Origin of the sequence: Collinsella sp. CLA-ER-H3 (assembly GCF_040092425.1) — a bacterium.
GTDB lineage: Bacteria > Actinomycetota > Coriobacteriia > Coriobacteriales > Coriobacteriaceae > Collinsella.
Genome location: NZ_JBBNLP010000003.1, coordinates 137527 through 157653 on the forward strand (window position 1 = coordinate 137527; position 20127 = coordinate 157653).

At 60.7% G+C, this 20127-nt stretch carries 16 protein-coding genes; 12 read left to right on the forward strand and 4 right to left on the reverse strand.

Annotated features, from left to right (window positions below; all coding sequences use genetic code 11):
* Positions 1-172: 172 nt before the first annotated feature.
* The 7 genes from AAAX32_RS03430 to AAAX32_RS03460 all read left to right on the forward strand — a co-directional run bounded on the left by AAAX32_RS03430 (position 173) and on the right by AAAX32_RS03460 (position 6976).
* The gene (locus tag AAAX32_RS03430) at positions 173-421 is read left to right on the forward strand and encodes a hypothetical protein (RefSeq protein WP_118270887.1); all 249 of its coding nucleotides are present in this window, start codon (positions 173-175) and stop codon (positions 419-421) included.
* A gap of 1 nt (position 422) precedes the next feature.
* Entirely contained in the window at positions 423-935 is a 513-nt protein-coding gene (gene nikR, locus AAAX32_RS03435) for a nickel-responsive transcriptional regulator NikR (protein ID WP_349100008.1), read from the forward strand.
* A gap of 41 nt (positions 936-976) precedes the next feature.
* Entirely contained in the window at positions 977-3448 is a 2472-nt protein-coding gene (hypF, locus tag AAAX32_RS03440) for a carbamoyltransferase HypF (protein ID WP_349100009.1), read from the forward strand.
* A gap of 131 nt (positions 3449-3579) precedes the next feature.
* On the forward strand, positions 3580-3840 hold the full coding sequence (locus AAAX32_RS03445) for a HypC/HybG/HupF family hydrogenase formation chaperone (RefSeq protein WP_006235228.1): 261 nt from the start codon (positions 3580-3582) through the stop codon (positions 3838-3840).
* Positions 3840-4955 (forward strand): hydrogenase formation protein HypD, encoded by a 1116-nt coding sequence (hypD, locus tag AAAX32_RS03450; RefSeq protein ID WP_349100010.1) that lies wholly within the window; start codon positions 3840-3842, stop codon positions 4953-4955. Before AAAX32_RS03445 ends, hypD begins: the two co-directional genes overlap by 1 nt.
* Before the next feature lie 213 nt (positions 4956-5168).
* Complete coding sequence (gene hypE / locus AAAX32_RS03455; RefSeq protein ID WP_117848344.1) at positions 5169-6203, forward strand: hydrogenase expression/formation protein HypE; 1035 nt, start codon at positions 5169-5171, stop codon at positions 6201-6203.
* Positions 6204-6307: 104 nt separating this feature from the next.
* Positions 6308-6976 carry an HAD-IA family hydrolase gene (locus tag AAAX32_RS03460; RefSeq protein ID WP_226790500.1) on the forward strand — a complete coding sequence of 223 codons (669 nt, stop codon included), beginning with the start codon at positions 6308-6310 and terminating at the stop codon, positions 6974-6976.
* Positions 6977-7264: 288 nt separating this feature from the next.
* Here AAAX32_RS03460 and AAAX32_RS03465 read toward each other — a convergent pair whose 3' ends face one another.
* Both AAAX32_RS03465 and AAAX32_RS03470 read right to left on the reverse strand, forming a co-directional pair.
* Positions 7265-7822: a hypothetical protein gene (locus AAAX32_RS03465; protein WP_161115207.1), complete on the reverse strand. Its 558-nt coding sequence runs from the start codon at positions 7820-7822 to the stop codon at positions 7265-7267.
* Between the two features lie 236 nt (positions 7823-8058).
* Positions 8059-8595: a PTS glucose transporter subunit IIA gene (locus tag AAAX32_RS03470; protein WP_055285321.1), complete on the reverse strand. Its 537-nt coding sequence runs from the start codon at positions 8593-8595 to the stop codon at positions 8059-8061.
* Positions 8596-9177: 582 nt separating this feature from the next.
* On the opposite strand from AAAX32_RS03470, the gene AAAX32_RS03475 reads away from it, so the two are divergent.
* Positions 9178-10350 (forward strand): Fic/DOC family N-terminal domain-containing protein, encoded by a 1173-nt coding sequence (locus tag AAAX32_RS03475; RefSeq protein WP_217107417.1) that lies wholly within the window; start codon positions 9178-9180, stop codon positions 10348-10350.
* A gap of 353 nt (positions 10351-10703) precedes the next feature.
* Here AAAX32_RS03475 and pyrE read toward each other — a convergent pair whose 3' ends face one another.
* Positions 10704-11384 (reverse strand): orotate phosphoribosyltransferase, encoded by a 681-nt coding sequence (gene pyrE, locus AAAX32_RS03480; protein ID WP_148332521.1) that lies wholly within the window; start codon positions 11382-11384, stop codon positions 10704-10706.
* Positions 11385-11821: 437 nt separating this feature from the next.
* Between pyrE and mgtA the strand changes: the two genes are divergently transcribed.
* Positions 11822-14590: a magnesium-translocating P-type ATPase gene (gene mgtA, locus AAAX32_RS03485; RefSeq protein WP_148332523.1), complete on the forward strand. Its 2769-nt coding sequence runs from the start codon at positions 11822-11824 to the stop codon at positions 14588-14590.
* Between the two features lie 157 nt (positions 14591-14747).
* Here the strand turns inward: mgtA and AAAX32_RS03490 are convergent, their stop codons facing one another.
* A complete protein-coding gene (locus tag AAAX32_RS03490) occupies positions 14748-16292 on the reverse strand; it encodes a helix-turn-helix domain-containing protein (protein ID WP_349100011.1) in 1545 nt (514 codons plus the stop codon).
* 388 nt (positions 16293-16680) lie between these two features.
* Between AAAX32_RS03490 and AAAX32_RS03495 the strand changes: the two genes are divergently transcribed.
* From AAAX32_RS03495 to AAAX32_RS03505, 3 genes are read left to right on the forward strand one after another with little or no spacing between them, the layout of a single operon-like run.
* Entirely contained in the window at positions 16681-17418 is a 738-nt protein-coding gene (locus AAAX32_RS03495) for a DUF4428 domain-containing protein (RefSeq protein WP_055310636.1), read from the forward strand.
* A gap of 24 nt (positions 17419-17442) precedes the next feature.
* Positions 17443-18765: a hypothetical protein gene (locus AAAX32_RS03500; protein ID WP_349100012.1), complete on the forward strand. Its 1323-nt coding sequence runs from the start codon at positions 17443-17445 to the stop codon at positions 18763-18765.
* Positions 18766-18813: 48 nt separating this feature from the next.
* Positions 18814-20049, forward strand: a complete 1236-nt coding sequence (locus AAAX32_RS03505) for an SPFH domain-containing protein (protein WP_349100013.1) — start codon at positions 18814-18816, stop codon at positions 20047-20049.
* Positions 20050-20127: the final 78 nt, after the last annotated feature.

Consider the following 20127-nt stretch of genomic DNA (forward strand, 5'->3'; position numbering starts at 1 on the left):
GGACTGCCGGGTGCGGCGCGTGCGACCACGGATAGTATGGTAGTTATAAACAGCCCCCAGTGAACGGGTGCGAGTCGCACAGACTCGCACCCGTTTTCTTATGCAGCTGCGCACAGAGTGGGCGTAGTAAAATCTGAACCACTGAACTGCCCCATACAAAAGGAGATTTCCCATGCATGATGTTGGAATGAACATGAGCCAGCTTGCCATGAGCGTCAAGCAGGTCGACGACACCATCGAGCTCGCTCACGAGTGGAGCCATCAGCTGCTGCATGCGACCGAGAATTTTGACATGGAGCGCATCGGCGCCAAGCTCGAGGCAGCCATGGCCGCGCTGCACGAGGCCCACGGCGCACTCGAGGGCTACGAAGAGGCCATCGAGGCCGACCACAACTCCGTCGGCTCCGTGAAGCTGGTGTAACGTGGCCGAACACGAGCACGGCTGCGGGTACGAGCACGAGCATCCGCACGGGGCGGACGGTGACGCGGGCTGCCACTGTAGTGGTTCCGGCTCCGAGCTGGTCCGTTTTTCGGTTACCGCACCGGACGACCTGCTGCGCCGTTTTGACGAACAGATCGCGCGCCGCGGCGACGTGGCCAACCGCTCCGAGGCCGTGCGCGACCTGATTCGCGCCTCGATCACCAAGGAGCAGATGCGCACGCCCGATGAGCATGTTATCGGGTCGCTCACCATGATCTACGACCACCATACCGGCGACCTGACGCGCCGTCTGGACGAAGTGCAGCACGACTACACCGACGAGATCGTATCGACCATGCACGTGCATCTGGATCACCACAACTGCTTGGAGATTCTGGCGCTCAAGGGTCGCGGCGAGCGCGTCTACGAACTAGCCGACCGTCTGCTGGGCCTGCGCGGCGTTAAGCACGGCGAGCTCACGTGCGCCGCCACCAAGCAGAGCCTGGGGCTGTAGCGCACCTGTCCCTATTTGGTCGGTTTGATGAGGGGTGTCGCATGCGGCATGTGCATATTCATGTAACGGGCATTGTGCAGGGCGTTGGCATGCGGCCGTTTGTGTATCGCGAGGCCATGGCGCATGGCATTTGCGGATGGGTGCTCAACGCGGGCGACGGCGTGCATATCGAAGCGCATGCTCTGGCCGGTGCGCTCGATGCTTTTGTTGCCGCGCTTTCTGAGCATGCGCCTGCGGCAGCCCGCGTAGAGCATGTCGAGGTTGTGGACCTGGCGGCCAACGGTTGGGATGCCGCTAACGAGCAGGGCTTTCGCATTGTGGCGTCGCAGGATCAGACCGCGCACACCACGCTCATCTCGCCCGATATCGCCACCTGCAACGACTGTCTGCGCGAGCTGTTCGACCCCGCCGATCGGCGCTATCACTACCCCTTTATCAACTGCACCAACTGCGGGCCGCGCTTTACCATCATCCGATCGCTGCCGTATGACCGAGCGGCTACCTCGATGGACCGTTTTCCCATGTGCCCTGAGTGCGCCGCGGAGTATGCCAGTCCGCTCGACCGTCGCTTTCACGCGCAGCCCGATGCCTGCTTTGATTGCGGGCCGCATATTACGTGGCGCGAGGCTGTGAACGGCGATGCGTGCGGGAATTCGTCCGCGACACCGGCCGTCGGCACCACGCGCGAGACCAGCGACGCTATCATCGAGCGCTGCGTCGAGCTGCTGGCCAGCGGCGGCATCGTCGCCATCAAGGGCCTGGGCGGATTCCACCTGGCCTGCGATGCCGCCAACGAGCAGGCGGTGGCCGAGCTGCGCCGTCGCAAACGCCGCAGCAACAAGCCGCTTGCCGTCATGGTGCGCAGTCTTGCCGATGCCGGGCGCCTGTGTCATATCGACGATGCTGAACGCGATCTGCTCGCCGGCAGTATCCGCCCCATTGTGCTGCTGCGCCAGCGCACTGCTGGCGAGGGCAACGGCGGTTCCCCCGACATCCTCGCCCTCGCGCCATCTGTCGCGCACGACTTGCCCGAGCTCGGCGTCATGCTCCCCTATACGCCGCTTCAACATCTGTTGCTTGCCGTGGCAGAAGCCTGCGGTATGCACGCGCTCGTCATGACCAGCGGCAACCTGAGCGAAGAGCCCATCGAGACCGATGACGATCTTGCCTGGGAACACCTCGTTGCCGCCGGCATCGCCGACGCGTTGCTCGGTAACGACCGCGCGATCCTCTCGCGCTACGACGACTCTGTAGTGCGCGTGGTCGGCGGCGCCGTTATGCCCGTGCGCCGCGCTCGCGGATATGCACCCCAGCCGCTGCCGTTGCCGGCGCTCGACGGCGCTCCGTCCTGCGTGCTCGCCTGCGGGCCACAACAAAAGGCCACGATTGCGCTCACGCGCGAAGGGACGAACGGCGAGGCAACCTGTTTTGTGTCGCAGCATATCGGCGATGTTGAAAACGGCGGGACCTTCGATGCCTGGAACGCCGCGCGCACGCGCTTGGAAGATCTCTTTGACTTGGCGCCCGCCGCCTTGGCCTGCGATGTACACCCCAGCTATCTATCGGGCCAGTGGGCGCGCGAGCAGGCGCGAAAATGCAATCTGCCGCTCGTCGAGGTGCAGCACCATCATGCGCATATCGCGAGCGTAATGGCCGAGGCCATCGCCGCGGGCCAGCTTACAACCGACGCGCGCGTCCTTGGCATCGCCTTTGACGGCACCGGCGCCGGCACCGATGGGACCATTTGGGGCGGCGAGTTTCTTGTCGCCGGCCTTGGCGGCTTTGAGCGCGCCGCGCATTTGCGCACCTGGGCGCTCCCCGGCGGGGCGGCCTCCGTGCGCGACGCCCGCCGCAACGCCTTTGCCCTGCTCAGTGAGCTCGGCCTGCTCGAGCACCCAGGTGCCGCTCGACTTTTGGACAGCCTCGACGAGCAAACGCGCAGCGTGACAGCCACCATGATCGAGCGCGACATCAACAGCCCGCGTACCAGCAGCATGGGGCGTCTCTTTGATGCCGCAGCAGCAATTCTGGGCATCTGCGACAAGGCAACCTACGAGGGCGAACCCGCCATCGAGCTTGAGGCCGCCGCCTGGCGCGCGCTCGACAACGAAATCGCCCATTTTCCCGACGACAACGCCGGCTATTTCGCATCTGGCCCATCGTGGCTAGACGGCCCCTATGTTCTGGACCAGAAAGCACTCTTTGAGGCACTTTTGGGAGGAATTGAAGCCGGAGCGCCCGCCGACAGGCTCGCACTCGACTTCCATGTCGCCGTCGCGCGCTCCTCGGCGCGCATCGCCAGCGATATCTGCGTGCACGAGGGCATCGATACCGTCGCGCTCTCGGGCGGCGTGTTTATGAACCGACTTTTGCTTCAGTTCCTCACCCGCAAGCTTAAAGACGCAGGCCTTACGGTCTTGATTCCCCAAACCGTGCCCGTTAACGACGGCTGCATCGCCTACGGTCAGGCGGCAGTCGCACGCACTCGCCTCGCACAGGTCGCACCGCAATAGGCTGTTCGGCCAGCCCGCAAGCCGCCGTCTCACAGGTGTAGCGCGTTTGCCCGCAGCGCCCGCGAGCGCTACCATCAACTGATGGATTATTGAGCGCCCGTCCAGCGCAAAGCGTATAAAAGGGGAACAATATGTGCCTTGCCGTTCCCGGTAAAGTAGTCAAACGCGACGACGACCTCAAGGCCACCGTCGACATGATGGGCATCGAGCGCCCCGTGTCGCTGCGACTCGTGCCGACGGCGCAGGTTGGCGACTATATTCTCGTACACGCCGGCTTTGGCATCCAGATCGTCGACGAGCAGGAAGCACAGGAAACGCTCGAGCTTGTTAATGCCATGTCCGAGCTGGTCGAAGAAGACCAGCTTGCCACCAACCCGGCGGAGGCTTACTAGTGGCGCCCGAACAACCGGCTCGCTCCGGTATCGACTTCTCGGCATTCCGCAATCCCAAGCTGGCTCGCGAGCTCATCGAGCGCATTCATGAGCTTGTCGGCGACCGCGCCATCAACCTTATGGAAGTCTGCGGCACGCATACCGTGAGCATCGGGCGCTATGGCTTTCGCTCCATTATGCCGGCCGGGCTCAAGCTGCTGAGCGGCCCGGGCTGCCCCGTCTGCGTCACCGCCAACCGCGACATCGACCACGCAATCGCGCTCGCCAACATAGACGGCGCCATCATCACCACCTTTGGCGACATGATGCGCGTGCCCGGATCATCCACCTCGCTCGCTGCGCAAAAAGCGGCAGGGCGTGACATTCGCATCGTCTACTCCCCGCTCGACGCGCTCGACATTGCCGAGCAAAACCCCGATCGCCCGGTCATTTTTATGGGCGTGGGCTTTGAGACCACAACGCCCACCATCGCCGCCGCCATCTTGGAGGCCGAAGCGCGCGGGCTTTTGAACTTCTCGGTCTATTGCGCCCACAAGACCACGCCGCCGGCGCTGCGCGCCATCGCCAACGATCCCGAGACCGCCATCGACGGCTTTATCCTGCCGGGACACGTCGCCACCATCACGGGCTTAGCCCCCTTTGGCTTTTTGGTCGACGAGTTCAATACCCCGGGCGTGGTCACAGGATTTGAACCGGTCGATATCCTGCAGGGCATCTGTATGCTGGTCCAGATGGTTGTCGAGGACAGGCCCGCAATCGACAACGCCTACCGTCGCGGCGTCAATGCCGACGGCAATCCCGTGGCGCGCCAGCTGGTCGAGCAGGTATTTGAGCCGTGCGATACCACATGGCGCGGGCTGGGGCTGATTGCCAACTCGGGTCTTTCCATCCGCCCCGAGTTCTCGCGCTTTGATGCCCGTGCTCGCTTTGACGTGCCCGTTGAGGCGACGGTCGAGCCGCGCGGGTGCCGCTGCGGCGACGTGCTGCGCGGGGCCATTGCGCCGAGCAGCTGCCCGCTCTTTGGCCGCACCTGCACGCCCGAGCACCCCGTCGGCCCGTGCATGGTGAGCTCCGAGGGCAGCTGCGCGGCGTACTACCGCTACCGCGACTATTAAGGTCCGCCGTTCTAACGAACGGCGGACCGGCCGACGCTGCGCACCATTCAGGCGAGCGATTTGCCTTTCAATCGTCGGCTGCGGGCAAAAGCCCAGCAGCCTCCTCTTTCAAGGCAGCTCACTTCGTCTGAATGGCGCTCGCTGACTTTTACTTAACATCGATTTTGCCACACTCGGCTATTGCCGATTCCACCCACGATTGGAGTTTTCGATATGTCCCGTACTGCCACCGATAGCACCGTCCTGTTGGGCCACGGCTCTGGCGGTCAGATGATGAAACGCATCATCGATGAGGTCTTTCTGGATGCATTTGGGTCGCCCGAGCTGCTCGAAGGCAACGACGCCGGCGTCGCCGCGCTGCCCGCGAGCGGGCGCATAGCCATGTCGACTGACAGCTTTGTAGTCTCGCCGCAGTTCTTCCCCGGTGGCAACATCGGCCGCCTCGCCGTGTGCGGAACCGTTAACGACGTCGCGACCTCGGGCGCCAACGTGCGCTACCTGTCGTGTGGCTTTATCCTCGAAGAGGGCTATCCCATGGATAAGCTCCACCAGATTGTGCAGACGATGGCCGAGACAGCACGTGAGGCGGGCGTGTCCATAATCACGGGCGACACCAAGGTGGTCGAGCGCGGCGGGGCCGACGGCGTCTACATCAATACCGCCGGCGTGGGCGAGGTTCCCACGGGCGTGGCGCTCAGCGGCGCCAACTGCCAGCCCGGCGACGTTATCCTGGTGTCGGGCACACTGGGTGACCACGGTATCGCCATCATGAGCCAACGCGAGGGCCTGGCGTTTTCGAGCACGATCGAAAGCGATGCCGCGCCGCTCAACCACCTGATTGCCGACGTTCTGGCCGCAGCGCCCGGCACGCGTTGCTTTCGCGACCCCACGCGCGGTGGCCTGGCGTCCACACTCAACGAGTTTGCCCAGGCCAGCAATGTTGCCATGGAGGTCGACGAAGATGCCGTGCCCGTGCGTCCCGACGTGCAGGCCGCCTGCGAGATGCTCGGCTACGATGTGCTGCAGGTGGCAAACGAGGGCAAGATGGTTGCCGTCGTGCCGGCCGAGCAAGCCGATGCCGCGCTAGCCGCCATGCGCGCCGCCCGCTACGGCGAGAATGCCGCCATCATCGGTCGCGTGCTGCCACTTGCCGAGGATGCCCGTCCCGCCGTGCGCGTGCGCACCGGCTGGGGCTCGACCCGCATCCTCGACATGCTCGTGGGAGAGCAGCTGCCGAGGATTTGCTAGCGACAAAGGCTCAGGGCTATTAAAGATATTCAGATTCCAAACATGCCCGGCACGCATGCCCAGTATCATGGGGTGCGTTTTGGAACCCAATGACGGGAGCTTTCATGGCAGCAGCTTTTTCCCATGTGATCTTTGACCTGGACGGCACCATCCTCAACACGCTCGAGGACCTGGCGGCCGCCGGCAACCATACCTGCGAGATGCACGGCTGGCCCACGTTTGCCGTCGACGAGTACCGCTACAAGGTGGGAAACGGCATGCTCAAGCTCGTCGAACGCTTTATGCCTGCCGAATATGCGGGCGACGGTCGCATGTTTGAGCAGACGCTTGCCGAGTTTAGGGCTTACTACGGCGAGCACAAGGAGGACCACACCGCCCCCTATGCCGGTACAATCGAGATGCTCGACCGCCTACGCGCCGCGGGCGTTCAGCTTGCCGTGCTCACCAACAAGGACCACGTCTCGGCGGCTCCGCTTATCGAGAAGTATTTTGGTTCCGAGCGCTTTGCGCTGGTACAGGGCCGTGTCGATGCGTTTCCGCCCAAGCCCGAAGCACCCGTTACGCTACATGTGATGGAAAAGCTGGGCGCCAATCCGGCAACCACGCTCTATGTGGGCGATTCCAATGTCGATATCCTGACCGGCCACAACGCCGGCCTTAAGAGCGCGGGCGTCAGCTGGGGCTTCCGCGGCCGCGCAGAGCTGGAAGCCGCCGGCGCCGACTACGTGGTGGACACCCAGGCAGAGCTCGCGGCGCTGATTCTGGGCGAGTAACGCTGGTGCTGCTCAACCCAGCCGTCGCAATACCGTTGCGCGGAAAGTAGTCGTTGGGGACGTTCTTAAACGACTAGTCAAACAAGAACGTCACCAACGACTACCCCAACAATGGCAACGCCGCAGGTAGAGGACGGACAGCGAGCGGACACCAGAGCGAACAAATTGGCATGAAAAGAGGACGGCATAGACCTTCTGGTCATACCGTCCTCTTTGAATGACAAGTTGTCGCTCTGGTGCCCGCGCAACGTCGAGCAGTTGCGGCGTTTGGTAAAACGCCGCAACGAACTAGCTCAGCATTGCATCCATCATCTCGGAGTTGACGGAGTCGTCGGCAGACCACTCGCCGTCGTCGTTGCAGGTGTACTTGAAGATAACCGTGGTCTTCCTGGGCTCGGTGGCCTTGGTCACATCGACCATAACCTGACCGGCCATCTTGTACAGCTCGTCATCGGAAGGAACCGTGTCAAGCGCGGCGACCTTCTCCTGATACTGGGTGGAGAAGTCCTCGACGATCTTGTTCATAGACTTGCAGGTGATAGAGACCTCGGCGGTCGCGACACCCTTGTCCTCGTCGACCGTCACGTCGCCGATCTTGTAGTCAAAGCCCTCGAGATAGGTCTTGGCATACTCCTTGGGATCGATACCCAGCTGCTCGAACTCGTCGCTCGAAGCTTCCTCCAGACCAGAAAGGAAGTCGTCGCCACCGTTCTTGACCTCGTCAAACTGCGTCGTAAGATCCTCGGTGATGAGCTCCTCAACCGAAGGACCTCCACAGCCGGAAAGCACGACCACGCATGCAACCAAGACGGCCATGAGGGGCGCAAGCAGCAGCTTCTTTTTCATGTTGTTCCTCCCAATGAGCGGCACCGCGCTTCCCGGACGCGGCACACGTTGTAATAAGTAAGCCCATACTATCCACTTATGAACACCCTCGGCAACGCGAAGGCGCGGTCGGTTCGTTTTAGCGTCCGAACGGTTTGCAAGCCCGCCCAACGCGCAATAAAACGCTTCCCCACGGTGCAATAAAAAAGGTGGCCGGAAAACCCGACCACCCTTGCACATCCTTTGGATGCCGCAGTTTACTTGCGGACGACCTTAACGATGGCGTCACCGGCGGCGACAGCAGAGTCGGCCTCGACGGCGAGTTCGACATCGGCAAACTCGGCGGTGTTGGACACGGCCACGACGACGCAGTCCTTGTAACCGGCAGCAGCGATCTTGGCGCGGTCGATCTTGAGAATGGGCTGGCCGGCCTTCACGACGTCGTCGGCCTTGACGAAGCCTTCGAAGCCGTCGCCGTTCATGTTGACGGTATCGACGCCAACGTGCACCAGAACCTCGATGCCGCTATCGGACTGCAAGCCCACGGCGTGACCCATGGTGACGGTCACCTTACCGTCGCAGGGAGCGTAGACCAGATCGTCCTCGGGCCACACGGCACAGCCCTTGCCCAGAACCTCGCCACCAAAGACGGGATCGGGCACGTCAGCCATCTTGATGACCTTGCCCTTGACGGGCGAGCACAGCACGTCGGCGCCAGCAGAAGCAGAGATAGAGGCCGGAGCAGCGGCAGCCGCGGGCTCAGCCTTCTTCTTGAACATGTCAAACAGACCCATACGTTTTCTCCTCTTGATTAAGCGCAACGTTGTGCGCATGCCTACGGTAATTATAGTGCCAAATGGTTCAAATGCTAAGGTGGGGACTCGAATCGCGAGCCCTTCCCGGTAGTGCTCGTGGGACGAGCATCTCCTTTGCATCGCTGGTCGATAAGCCAAGTATCGCCTGCACACGGGACGGGCAGAAGCGGGCGCACCAAACCCGATACTTCTTTTCGCTCTCGAGTCCTGCCGCCGCCCCGTCCCTGACACTTCCTGATACCGACCGAAACGTGCCAAAATAAACCCGTCCCTTTTTGGTAGGTTTGGCGAGTGTGGATTTTCGGACGCTTAACTAACGAGCGTGGATAATCTCCCACTTTGACTTTGAGGCCGTCACCGAGCCAAAAACGGGAGATTATCCACGTTCATTTTGGATGACCCCCTTGTACCAAGCCGAGCTCCATGGTCAAGTAATAACGACTTCTCATCATTAGATTGTTTACATGAATTCTAATAACTATTTAATCCTTAAACTCGTTATTAGAATTGATATGATTAGCCTAATAACGAGTTTCCGGCACTAAAGATATGGAGGGCGCGATGCAAATCGAGGAGAACGGCCAGGGAACGCTCCGCAATAATCTATCGGGGAAATTGGCTTACTATTCGTTTTTTCCAACGCCCTTGCAATCATTGAGGCAGCTAAACCTCACCGAGGAAACCTATCGCACGCTTTCCGCATGCTCACGAAAGCTTGGAGAGCTTGAAGGCATGCTCTACTTTGTTCCCAACGCCGACATGTATCTGACAATGTACGTGCGCAAAGAAGCACTCCTTTCTTCGCAAATTGAGGGAACCCAGTGCACGTTTGACGACCTACTTAGTCCATCGCAAACACAACTCCATCATAAAGATGTCGCAGACGTCGTGAATTACGTCCGTGCTGTCGACCGCGGCGTAGAACTGCTCAAAAAGATGCCCTTGTGCACGAGACTTCTTAGGCAAGTTCATGCGGTCCTGCTGGACGGAGTGCGCGGAACGGAGAAGAATCTAGGCGAACTGCGCTCCTCACAAAACTGGATTGGCCCCTCAGGCTGCACCATTGCAACCGCATCGTTTGTCCCTCCAAACATTGAAGATTTGAGTAACACGCTCCAGGACCTCGAACGCTTTATCAATGAGCCTCAAGTCGAAATGGATCCGATTGTGCGGGCGGCGCTCGTCCATTACCAATTTGAAATTGCCCATCCATTCCTAGACGGAAACGGTCGCCTGGGCAGGCTTCTCATTACACTTATGCTCATCAATGATGGCGTTCTTCATTCTTGCTTGTTCTATCCATCGTTCCAGTTCAAGAAAAATCGAAGCGAGTACTACCGGCAACTCACATCCGTAAGGGAGAGAGGCACTTACGAGGAATGGATAGAGTTTTTCTGCAACAGTCTTCTCGAGAGTGCGGAGGACTCGGTAGGGTCTTTAAAAAACCTTGTTGACCTCCATAACCGTTCCACAGCAACCATTACCGAAAATCTCGGAAGGACTGCTGCAAACGGGCAAAGGCTGTTGGGCATTCTTGAAGAGCACCCCATCGTCGACACCGCATTCATCGCTGCCCAACTCGATATCGGCAGGAGTACCGCGAGCTCGCTCGTCAAATCATTTGAAGAATTGGGTATCCTCCGTCCGCTCGACGAGTCAAGACAGAGATACCGGCAGTACGGGTATGAAGAGTATCTTTCGATTCTCAGGGAAGACGCCGAGCCGATTAGATAGGCATCGCAACCCAGGCAAATTAAAGCGAGCGTGGATAATCTCCCACTTTGAGCCTGCACACAGGCCAAAAACGGGAGATTATCCACGCTCATTCCTGAGTAGTCATTTATGAACGTCCCCAATGACTAGTCCGGCAACGCCGATGTTTCGGCAACGACAGCGAGCGAGCCGCATTCGGAGCAAGACGACGCCGCAGGTAGAGAACGGACAGCGAGCGGGTCGCATTTGAGACAAGGTGACGTGAAACGAAAGGGCGCTGACCTTCTGGTCGCGCCCTTGAAGTTGAACGTCAGATTGTCCAAATGCGGCCCGCGCAGCGTCGAGCAGTTACGGCGTTTGGTAAAACGCCGTAACTAACGTGCTCCGTACTGCTCGTAGTAGGCGTCGATGGCGGTCTTGAGCTCGTCGTCGATGACAACCTTGCCGTCGATCTCGTGGTTGTAGAGGGTCTCGACGACCTCAGCCATGGAGACGATGCTCGCGACGGGGAAACCGTACTTGGCCTCGATCTCCTTCTGCGCGGTGGTCACACCGCCCTTGCCGACCTCCATGCGGTTGAGGGACACGATCAGGCCCTTGATCTCGACATCGGCAGCAGCCTTGACCTTGGGATAGGTCTCGTCGATGGACTTGCCGCTGGTGGTAACGTCCTCGACCATGACCACACGGTCGCCGTCCTTGGGCTCATAACCCAGCAGGTTGCCCTTATCGGCACCGTGGTCCTTGGCCTCCTTGCGGTCGCAGCAGTACTTGACCTCCTTGCCGTACAGCTCGTGGTAGGCAATTGCGGTCACGACGGCCAGCGGAATACCCTTGTAGGCCGGTCCAAACAGCACATCAAAGTCGTCGCCAAAGTTATCGTGGATGGCCTGGGCGTAATACTCGCCCAGCTTCTTGAGCTGATAGCCCGTCACGTAAGCGCCGGCGTTCATAAAGAACGGGGACTGACGGCCGCTCTTGAGCGTAAAGCTGCCGAACTTAAGGACGTCGGACTCGACCATAAACTTGATGAACTCTTGCTTGTAAGCCTCCATGCGGGCTCCTCTCGTAATCGCGTACGTGCCTTCCAGTTTAGCGCAGGCGAAGCGTCGATGCGGGCGCGCTTTGGGGCCACGGCATTCTGTAAAGGCTTTGTCAGGGGGAATGGTTTTCCGAACAATGGGGTTGACATGTCAAACCCCCTCATCAAGAATACGGGCGGATTAAAAAGGGGTACGAGATACCCAAAGCGCGCTGCGCTCAGCCTTTAGGAGGTGTGCCATGGAAGGCAGTCCTAGTCGAAAAACCTGCATGTCGCCCTCGGCACGCCGCGAGGACTCCGCACACGCATAAACGCCACCGGCAGATCGCCAAAACCACCGCAAAGGCGCGCTGCACCCTTTGTGGGCTCAAGAGCTTGACGTGAGCGACATCTAGGTTTTTTGAAGCAAATACGACACGTACGCTAACTCCCCTCAACAAGGAGGACCCTATGCTGATGCTCAAAACCGTCACGGTACTCGAAGCCATCTCCAAGCGCCGCCGCACGGCGCGCCCTGCCGCTCATACCGGCCTGTCCAAGAACACCATATTCGCCGCCACCCATAGTGCCGAGGACGCCCTCGTACTGCTTGACGCCACGGCAAACGGCCTCACCGTCGAGCAGGCAACTGAGCGCCTGAACGCCGTCGGCCCCAACGCCATCGAGGCAACGACCAAAACGCTCGCCCGCCGCATCGCCGACGCGTTCATCGATCCCTTCGCCGGCATCCTCGCCGCGCTCGCACTGGTCTCGCTCTACATCGACGTGCTCGCCGTGCCCGAACCGCAGCGCGACCCCTCCACGGTCATCGTCATCGGCACCATGCTGCTGGTATCGGGCGGCATGAAGTTTATCCAGGAAGCCCGCAGCGGCAATGCGGCCGAGGCCCTCAAGGACCTGGTCTCCAACACTTGCACCGCCCTGCGCGACGGCGAGCGCATCGAGATCCCCTTCGACGAGCTCGTCCCCGGCGATGTAATCCGTCTCTCTGCCGGCGATATGGTGCCGGCAGATGCCCGCATCATCACCGCGCGCGACCTGTTTGTGATCGAGTCCGCACTCACCGGCGAGAGCGAGGCCGTCGAGAAGACCACCGCCGTCACCGTCGTCGAGGGCGCCGACGGCTCCGCACTGCCACTCTCTGCCTGCAAGAACATCGTCTTTACCGGCACCTCCGTGCAAAACGGCGCCGCCATGGCGCTTGTCGTTGCCACCGGCTCGGACACCTACCTGGGCGGCATCGCCAAGATGCTCAACGGGCGCGGCGAAAAAAGCGCGTTTGACCGCGGCGTCTCGAGCGTCTCCATGCTGCTGGTGCGCCTGATGCTCGTTATGGCGCCGGCCGTCTTTGCCATCAACGCCGCCACCAAGGGCAACGTCATCGACGCGCTGCTGTTCGCCACGAGCGTGGCCGTGGGCATCACGCCGCAGATGCTTCCCGTCATCGTGACCACGAGCCTGTCGCAGGGCGCCAAGGACCTCGCCCGTCGCCAGGTTATCGTCAAGGAGCTGCCGGCGATTCAAAACCTCGGAGCGATGGACGTCCTGTGCTGCGACAAGACCGGCACCCTCACCGAAGACCGCATCGTGCTCGAGCGCTACCTCAACACCGATGGCAACGAGGACGCGCGCGTGCTGCGCCATGCGTTTTTGAACAGCTTCTTCCAGACCGGCCTCAAAAATCTTATCGACCTGGCCGTAATCGACCGTGCCGATGTGACACCCTCGACCGTCGCACCCGATTCCATGCTGGGCCAGAGCCTGCGCGACCGCTACACCAAGGTCGACGAGGTTCCCTTCGATTTCTCGCGCCGTCGCCTGAGCGTAGTTGTCGCCGACGCCCAAGGCAAAACCCAGATGGTTACCAAGGGCGCCGCCGAGGAAATGCTCGAGATCTGCTCCTTTGTCGAGATCGATGGCATCGCTCAGCCGCTCACCGACGAGAAGCTCGCCCAGATTCGCAAGCAGATCGCCGGACTTAACGCCGAGGGCCTACGCGTAATTGCCGTGGCGCAGAAGACCAATCCGCGCTGCGTGGGCGAGTTTGGCATCGCCGACGAGTGCGACATGGTGCTGATGGGCTTTTTGGCCTTCCTCGATCCGCCCAAAGCAAGTGCCGCGGGCGCCGTCGCCACCCTCGAGGCCAAGGGCGTGGCGGTCAAGGTCCTAACCGGCGACAACGACCGCGTCGCCGCCACCGTCTGCGAGCAGATTGGTATCGATGCGAGCAACGTCTTGCTCGGCTCCGAGATCGATGCGCTCGATGACGCCGAACTTGCCGAGCGCGCCGAGAAAACCCACCTCTTCGCCAAGCTCTCGCCGCTGCAGAAGGCGCGCCTGGTACGTGTCATGCGCGAGATGCTCGGCCACACCGTGGGCTTTATGGGCGACGGCATCAACGACGCCGCCGCCATGCGTGCGAGCGATTGCGGCATCTCGGTCGATTCGGCCGTCGACATTGCCAAGGAATCCGCCGATATCATCTTGCTTCAGAAGGACCTGGGCGTGCTCGAGCGCGGCATCATCGAAGGCCGCCGCACTTACGGCAACCTGCTCAAGTACCTCAAGACCACGGTGAGCTCCAACTTTGGCAATGTGCTGTCCGTGACCGTCGCGAGCCTGTTCTTGCCGTTTTTGCCCATGAGCGCCCTGCAGCTGGTTCTGCTGTCGCTGGTCTACGAGATCGTGTGCATCGCACTGCCGTGGGACACCGTCGATGACGCCTGGACTGCCCGCCCGCGTGCCTGGGACGCCGCGTCCATCAAGGGCTTTATGCTCGAGCTGGGCCCCGTGAGCTCGCTGTTTGACATCGTGACCTTCGCCGCGCTCTTCTTTGTCGTGTGCCCCGCCGCCGTGGACGCAAGCTGGTCCGAGCTTGCCGCCGCGGGCGACGTCGCGGGTATGGCGACCTTTGCTGCGCTCTTCCAGAGCGGCTGGTTTGTCGAGTCCATGTGGTCGCAGACACTCGTGGTCCACATGTTGCGCTCCCCGCATCTGCCGAGCCCGCGCGACCACGCCGCGCCCGCATTGTGCGTTCTTACCGTGCTGGGCCTGGCGCTCGTCACCTGGCTGCCGGCAAGCCCCATCGCCGATGCGCTCGGCCTCATGCCGCTGCCCACGAGCTTTTTTGGGCTGCTCATTGGCATCGTTACCGCCTATATCGCGCTCACCCAGCTGGCAAAGCGCCGCTACATTGCCCGCCACGGCGAGCTGCTGTAGCAAGTAGACGGAAAACACCCTGCCAGCTGCCGTTGCCACTACCACAGCTGCCGCCGCCGCAGTCTATCCCCCCAGCAGTTGCGGTGAAATAGTTCCTGTTTAAAGCCCCGTGACTTTAATTTAGGGACTATTCCACCGCAACTTATTGGAGGATTAGCTAGTCCTTGGGCGTCCAGGACCAGAAGAAGTTGATAAGGGCTACACGCGAGGCGGTACCGGCCTTTTTGTTGATCGAAGAAATGTGGCGATAGAGCGTGGAGCGCGAAAGGAAGAGCGTTGTGGCGATGTCCTGAACGCTCTGGTCCGAAACGACCAAGACCTCAAGAATATCGCGCTCGCGCTCTGTAAGCCCAAAGGTGACGACGAAAGCATCGAGGCGCTCATCTGACGTGAGCTCCGCTGCCTCCACGGGCACGGAGTCGGAGCACGTGGGCGCAAGATCCCCACCAAGATCATCGGTGGCAGGTGCCAGCTCGCCCCGTATCACGGCGTCATCGGCTCGTTGCCCCAACTGTCCCAGCAGCGTAATCGCAATGCCCACAAACATCACGAGCGCCGCGCCGACCGCAGCCAGCACGTTTTGACTCGAGATGATCGCCACTGCCGGCGCCGTCACGAACATCGAGCACACGTTGTTGACGACGCGACCCATGCACGGCCAAAAATATGACCAGCGCGCATAAAGCGAGACGGCGGCATATTTTGTGGTAAAGAACACCACAAAGAAGCCTGAGCCCAGATAAAAGATGATCGTGGCAGCAAGCTCGTTGCCGCCATTGCCATCGACGATGAGCACAAAGAACGAAAGCGTGGACAGTATGGCGGCACATGTCATGCCGATATTCATATACGAGCGGCCGTGCAGGTCAAATAGTGCGCCAGCGACCAACGAGCTCACGACAAGCAGCAGGCGCGGCCAATCGCCCAAATCGACGGCTCCGACAGCATGCAAGGTCGTGAAGCCCGCGTTGAGAGCGGCGAATACGCTGGAAAGATACGCCGTCGCCACGGTCAGGCGAACTACGGCGCGACGGAATGCCGCCTTTGCCTCGGGATCGTCATGCCACTTGGCGCCATATTCCAGAGCATCTACCGAAAGCCCGGCAGCACTGGGTTCAAAGTTGGGGTCGGACTCGTCGCGCAGCTTGGCGCGTCGGGCACCGTGGAGCAACGCCACCTGCGCGATGGCACAGACGACCAGAACAGCCTGCTGAGGAATACCGACAGGCATCACCATGTGGTTGATCACCTGTACCAGAACGCCCATGGCATAGGAAAGTGCGGCGGCGCGCGCCAGGCAGGGCGTCTGCGCAAAACGCCGCGCAAGATTGGCATGGGCGGTCGATCCGCAATAGCCCAGGGCGCAGCACGCCACCAGGCCGCCGGCAATTACTACCTCAAACCGCACTGCCGTAATCATCAGCAGCAACGCCGATACCAACAGCACGCCTGTAATATCGCTCGTCGCATCGATCGTCTGGGGAAGGCGATAGTACAGAAATGGGCGCACGAAAAAGCCAATCACGCTCGCGCCGACAACGATGCTCTCGTAGATGACGACCTCACTCGATGGCACGAACTCGGCCATGCGTACATCAAAGAGATACTCGCACGCCAAAAACGTGAAGAAGAACAGCGCCAGGCATATAATCTCCCGAATGCCCCGACGCAAATATGCGGTTGTGTCTCCCATGCCCCTCATGGTTAACCCCCCAGCCGCTCAATTGTCTGGAAATCTATTTTAATAAAGAACCAGTCTCAATATCGAAGCCAGGCTCGAAATGTTGCCAATTCGACCCCAGCCGTCCACATCACGCCGCGATTTTGAGCCGCATGGACCAGAAGGGACGCGCGCGATCTCTAGCTCGGCCAGGAGTGTCTCCAACTACCACTCATTTAAGTACGTCCCCAATGAGTGGCCGAAGAGTGTCCCCCGCGACTAGTCGTTTGAGAACGTCCCCAACGACTAGTCAAAAATGGGCCATGTGTCCCAGTTGTGGAGACTCCTTGAGCCGTCTGGGTATCGCGAAGAATCGCACACTCCCCCATCATCAAAAGTGACACACGCTACCTGTTGATGGGAGGCAGCCATGGGCTTCTTTGACAAGATGTTCGAGAAGAAAGAGTGCGCGATTTGCGGTACCGAGCTGGGACTTCTAGGTAAGACAAAAATCAATGAAGGCTACCTGTGCAAAGAGTGCGCCGGCAAGCTCTCCCCCTACTTTCACGGCTATCGCTCCAGCACCGCGGACGATATCCGTGAGCAACTCGCCTACCGCGAGGCCAACGCCGAACGCCTGTCTTCGTTCAACCCCACGCGCACGCTTTCTGCCGGGCGCACCAATATTATGCTCGATGAGGACGCGGGCCTGCTGATCATCACTTCGCAGAGCCGCTGGCGCGACGCCAATCCCGACATCATCGAGTTCTCGCAGGTACTCGGCTGCGATATGGATATCGACGAGCAACGCACCGAGATCTATCGCGAGACCAAGGACGGCGAGCGCGAGAGCTACAACCCGCCGCGCTACGACCTGGATTACGACTTTAATCTGACCATCCACGTCAACACGCCGTACTTTACCGAGATCAACCTGCGCGTGAACGACTCCACCATCGATCAGCGCGGCTCCATCGAATATCGCGAGGCCAAGCGCCAGGCAACCGAAGTCCGCGATGCGCTGGTGCAGCTGCGCCAGGAGACGCGCGACAGCGTCGTGGCCGCCAAAGCCCCCAAGACCGCGGTGACCTGCCCCTTCTGCGGAGCCACCACCATTCCCGATGCCAGCGGGCGCTGCGAATACTGCGGCGGCGCCATCGGCGCATAGCCTCCGGCAGCGAAAGGACCGATCATGGCCTTTGAGAGCATCAACTATCAATGCCCCGCGTGTGGCGGCCCCCTTCACTTTGCCAGTGCCGAGCAAAAGCTCGTCTGCGACTACTGCGATTCTCGTTTTGAAGTCGAAGAAGTCGAGGCCCTCTATCGCGAGCGCCAGGACAAGGCAGATGCCAAAGCCGATGCAGCAGCCGCAACGCCCAAGCCCGTCGCCGACGACGCGGTGCAGGAACTCGCCCAAAACGCCGGCTACATCTGCTCGTCGTGCGGCGCCGAGCTCGTGTCCGACGGCACCGTCGCCGTCACCACCTGCCCGTACTGCGGCAACTCCGCCGTGGCGCCCGGCCAGCTCTCTGGCGACTTCTCGCCCGACCTGGTGATTCCGTTTAAACTCGGACGCGACGATGTCATGACCGCACTCAAGGAGCACTACAAGGGCAAGATCCTGCTGCCCAAGAGCTTTGTCACCGGCAACCACATCGACGAGGTCCAAGGTGTCTACGTGCCGTTTTGGCTCTACGGCGCCCGCGTTGACGGCGAAGTATACTTTGACGCGACCAACGAGACCGTGACCGAGGAATCCGATCGCACCGTCACGACCACCGACCACTACGATGCTTATCGCAAGGGCAATATCTCGTTTAAGCGCGTGCCCGTCGACGGATCATCCAAGATGCCCGACGGCCACATGGACGCCATCGAGCCGTTTGACTACGACGCACTGCGTCCGTTCTCGGTCGCATATATGCCCGGCTACATCGCCAACCGTTACGACGAGGACTGCGAGACCTGCAAGGCGCGCGCCGAGCGCCGTATGGAAGAAAGCACAATCTCGGCCCTGCGCGAGACCGTCGTCGACGAATACGACGATGCCACGGTCGAAAGCAAGCAGCTCGACTACACCTGGGAAGACAGCGACTACGCCCTGTTCCCCGTCTGGATGCTCTCCACCTCGTGGAACGGCAAGAGCTACCTGTTTGCCATGAACGGCCAGACCGGTCGCTTGGTCGGCGAGCTCCCCTGCTCCAAGCCCAAGCTCGTCATCGCCTCGGTGCTGTTCTTTATGATCGGATTTATCCTCTCCCAGATTCTCTTTATGGGGGAATACGCCTTCGATCCGGATTACCTCACCTTTGATATCGAGGGCATCCTCATCAATATCATCGCGCCGCTGATCATCGTGATTATCGGAGACGTGTTACTGGTAGGCCAGCTCAAGACGGCCAACGAAGCAACCTGTGCCGATGAGTATTGTGGCGAGCTCGACCTGACCGAGAAGCACGACACCTTCAGCCACACCGAGACCACCGTTGTCATGAAAGACGACAAGGACGACTAAGCAATCCAACCAATACCACCCGGCCTTTGACGAGAAAGGAAGATCACCATGGGACTCTTGAAAGCTGGATTGGGAGCTGCCGGCGGCGTCATGGCCGACCAGTGGAAGGAATTTATCTACTGCGAATCGATGCCTGCTGACGTCTTGGCCTGCAAGGGCAGCAAACGTACCGGTGGCCGCAGCTCCAACACGCGCGGCGAGGACAACGTCATCTCCAACGGCTCGGTCATCGCCGTCAACGACGGACAAGGCATGCTCGTGGTGCAAAACGGCAAGATCATCGAAGTCGCGCTGGAGCCCGGTGAGTTTGTCTTCGATACCGGCAGCGAGCCGAGCGTCTTTAGCGGCAACCTGGGCGATTCCATCAAGGAGACCTTCGCCAATATCGGCAGCCGCTTTACCTTTGGCGGCGACGCGGGCAAGGACCAGCGCGTCTACTTCATCAACACCAAGGAGATCATCGGCAACAAGTACGGCACCGCCTCGCCCGTGCCCTTCCGCGTGGTCGATAACAACATTGGCCTGGACGTCGACATCTCCGTGCGCTGCAACGGCGAGTATTCGTACCGCATCACCAACCCGCTGCTGTTCTACACCAACGTATGCGGCAACGTGACCGATAGCTACACGCGCGACAAGATCGACAGCCAGCTTAAGTCCGAGCTGCTCACCGCCCTGCAGCCCGCCTTTGCCAAGATCTCGGAGATGGGCATCCGCTACAGCGCCATCCCCGGCCACACCACCGAGCTCGCCCGCGCGCTCAACGAGGTCCTCTCTGCCGACTGGCGCGACCTGCGTGGTGTCGAGATTGTGAGCTTTGGCGTCAACTCCATCGCCGCCTCGCAAGAAGACGAGCAGATGATCAAGGACCTGCAGAAAGCCGCGGTCATGCGCGATCCCACCATGGCAGCCGCCAACATTGCCAGCGCCCAGAGCGACGCAATGCGCGCGGCAGCCGCCAACCCCAACGGCGCGATGGCAGGCTTTATGGGCATGGGCATGGCAGGTGGCATGGGCGGCATGAACGCTAGCCAGCTGTTCGCCGCCGGTCAGGCACAGCAGCAGGCTGCCCCGCAGCCGGCTCCGACTCCCGCACCGGCACCCACCGCCGCACCTGCGGCCGGCGCATGGACCTGCAGCTGCGGCGCCACCAACACCGGCAAGTTCTGCTCCGAGTGCGGCAGTCCCGCACCCGCCCCGGCACCGGCCAAGTGGTTCTGCCCCAACTGCGGCAGCGAAAACGGCGGCAAGTTCTGCAGCAACTGCGGAACGCCCCGGCCCTAGCCCCTCTATCTGGTAATTGGCGGGGGATCCGCCACCCCCGCATTTGCTTCTATGGGTTTCGTTCGATAAAGGAGGACA

Excerpts from the sequence above, each read along its gene's own strand:
- AAAX32_RS03430 (WP_118270887.1), top strand. The coding sequence starts at position 173 with ATGCATGATGTTGGAATGAACATGAGCCAGCTTGCCATGAGCGTCAAG.
- hypF (WP_349100009.1), top strand. The coding sequence starts at position 977 with ATGCGGCATGTGCATATTCATGTAACGGGCATTGTGCAGGGCGTTGGC.
- AAAX32_RS03445 (WP_006235228.1), top strand. The coding sequence starts at position 3,580 with ATGTGCCTTGCCGTTCCCGGTAAAGTAGTCAAACGCGACGACGACCTC.
- hypE (WP_117848344.1), top strand. The coding sequence starts at position 5,169 with ATGTCCCGTACTGCCACCGATAGCACCGTCCTGTTGGGCCACGGCTCT.
- AAAX32_RS03460 (WP_226790500.1), top strand. The coding sequence starts at position 6,308 with ATGGCAGCAGCTTTTTCCCATGTGATCTTTGACCTGGACGGCACCATC.
- AAAX32_RS03465 (WP_161115207.1), bottom strand. The coding sequence starts at position 7,822 with ATGAAAAAGAAGCTGCTGCTTGCGCCCCTCATGGCCGTCTTGGTTGCA.
- AAAX32_RS03470 (WP_055285321.1), bottom strand. The coding sequence starts at position 8,595 with ATGGGTCTGTTTGACATGTTCAAGAAGAAGGCTGAGCCCGCGGCTGCC.
- AAAX32_RS03475 (WP_217107417.1), top strand. The coding sequence starts at position 9,178 with ATGCAAATCGAGGAGAACGGCCAGGGAACGCTCCGCAATAATCTATCG.
- pyrE (WP_148332521.1), bottom strand. The coding sequence starts at position 11,384 with ATGGAGGCTTACAAGCAAGAGTTCATCAAGTTTATGGTCGAGTCCGAC.
- mgtA (WP_148332523.1), top strand. The coding sequence starts at position 11,822 with ATGCTGATGCTCAAAACCGTCACGGTACTCGAAGCCATCTCCAAGCGC.
- AAAX32_RS03490 (WP_349100011.1), bottom strand. The coding sequence starts at position 16,292 with ATGAGGGGCATGGGAGACACAACCGCATATTTGCGTCGGGGCATTCGG.
- AAAX32_RS03495 (WP_055310636.1), top strand. The coding sequence starts at position 16,681 with ATGGGCTTCTTTGACAAGATGTTCGAGAAGAAAGAGTGCGCGATTTGC.
- AAAX32_RS03500 (WP_349100012.1), top strand. The coding sequence starts at position 17,443 with ATGGCCTTTGAGAGCATCAACTATCAATGCCCCGCGTGTGGCGGCCCC.
- AAAX32_RS03505 (WP_349100013.1), top strand. The coding sequence starts at position 18,814 with ATGGGACTCTTGAAAGCTGGATTGGGAGCTGCCGGCGGCGTCATGGCC.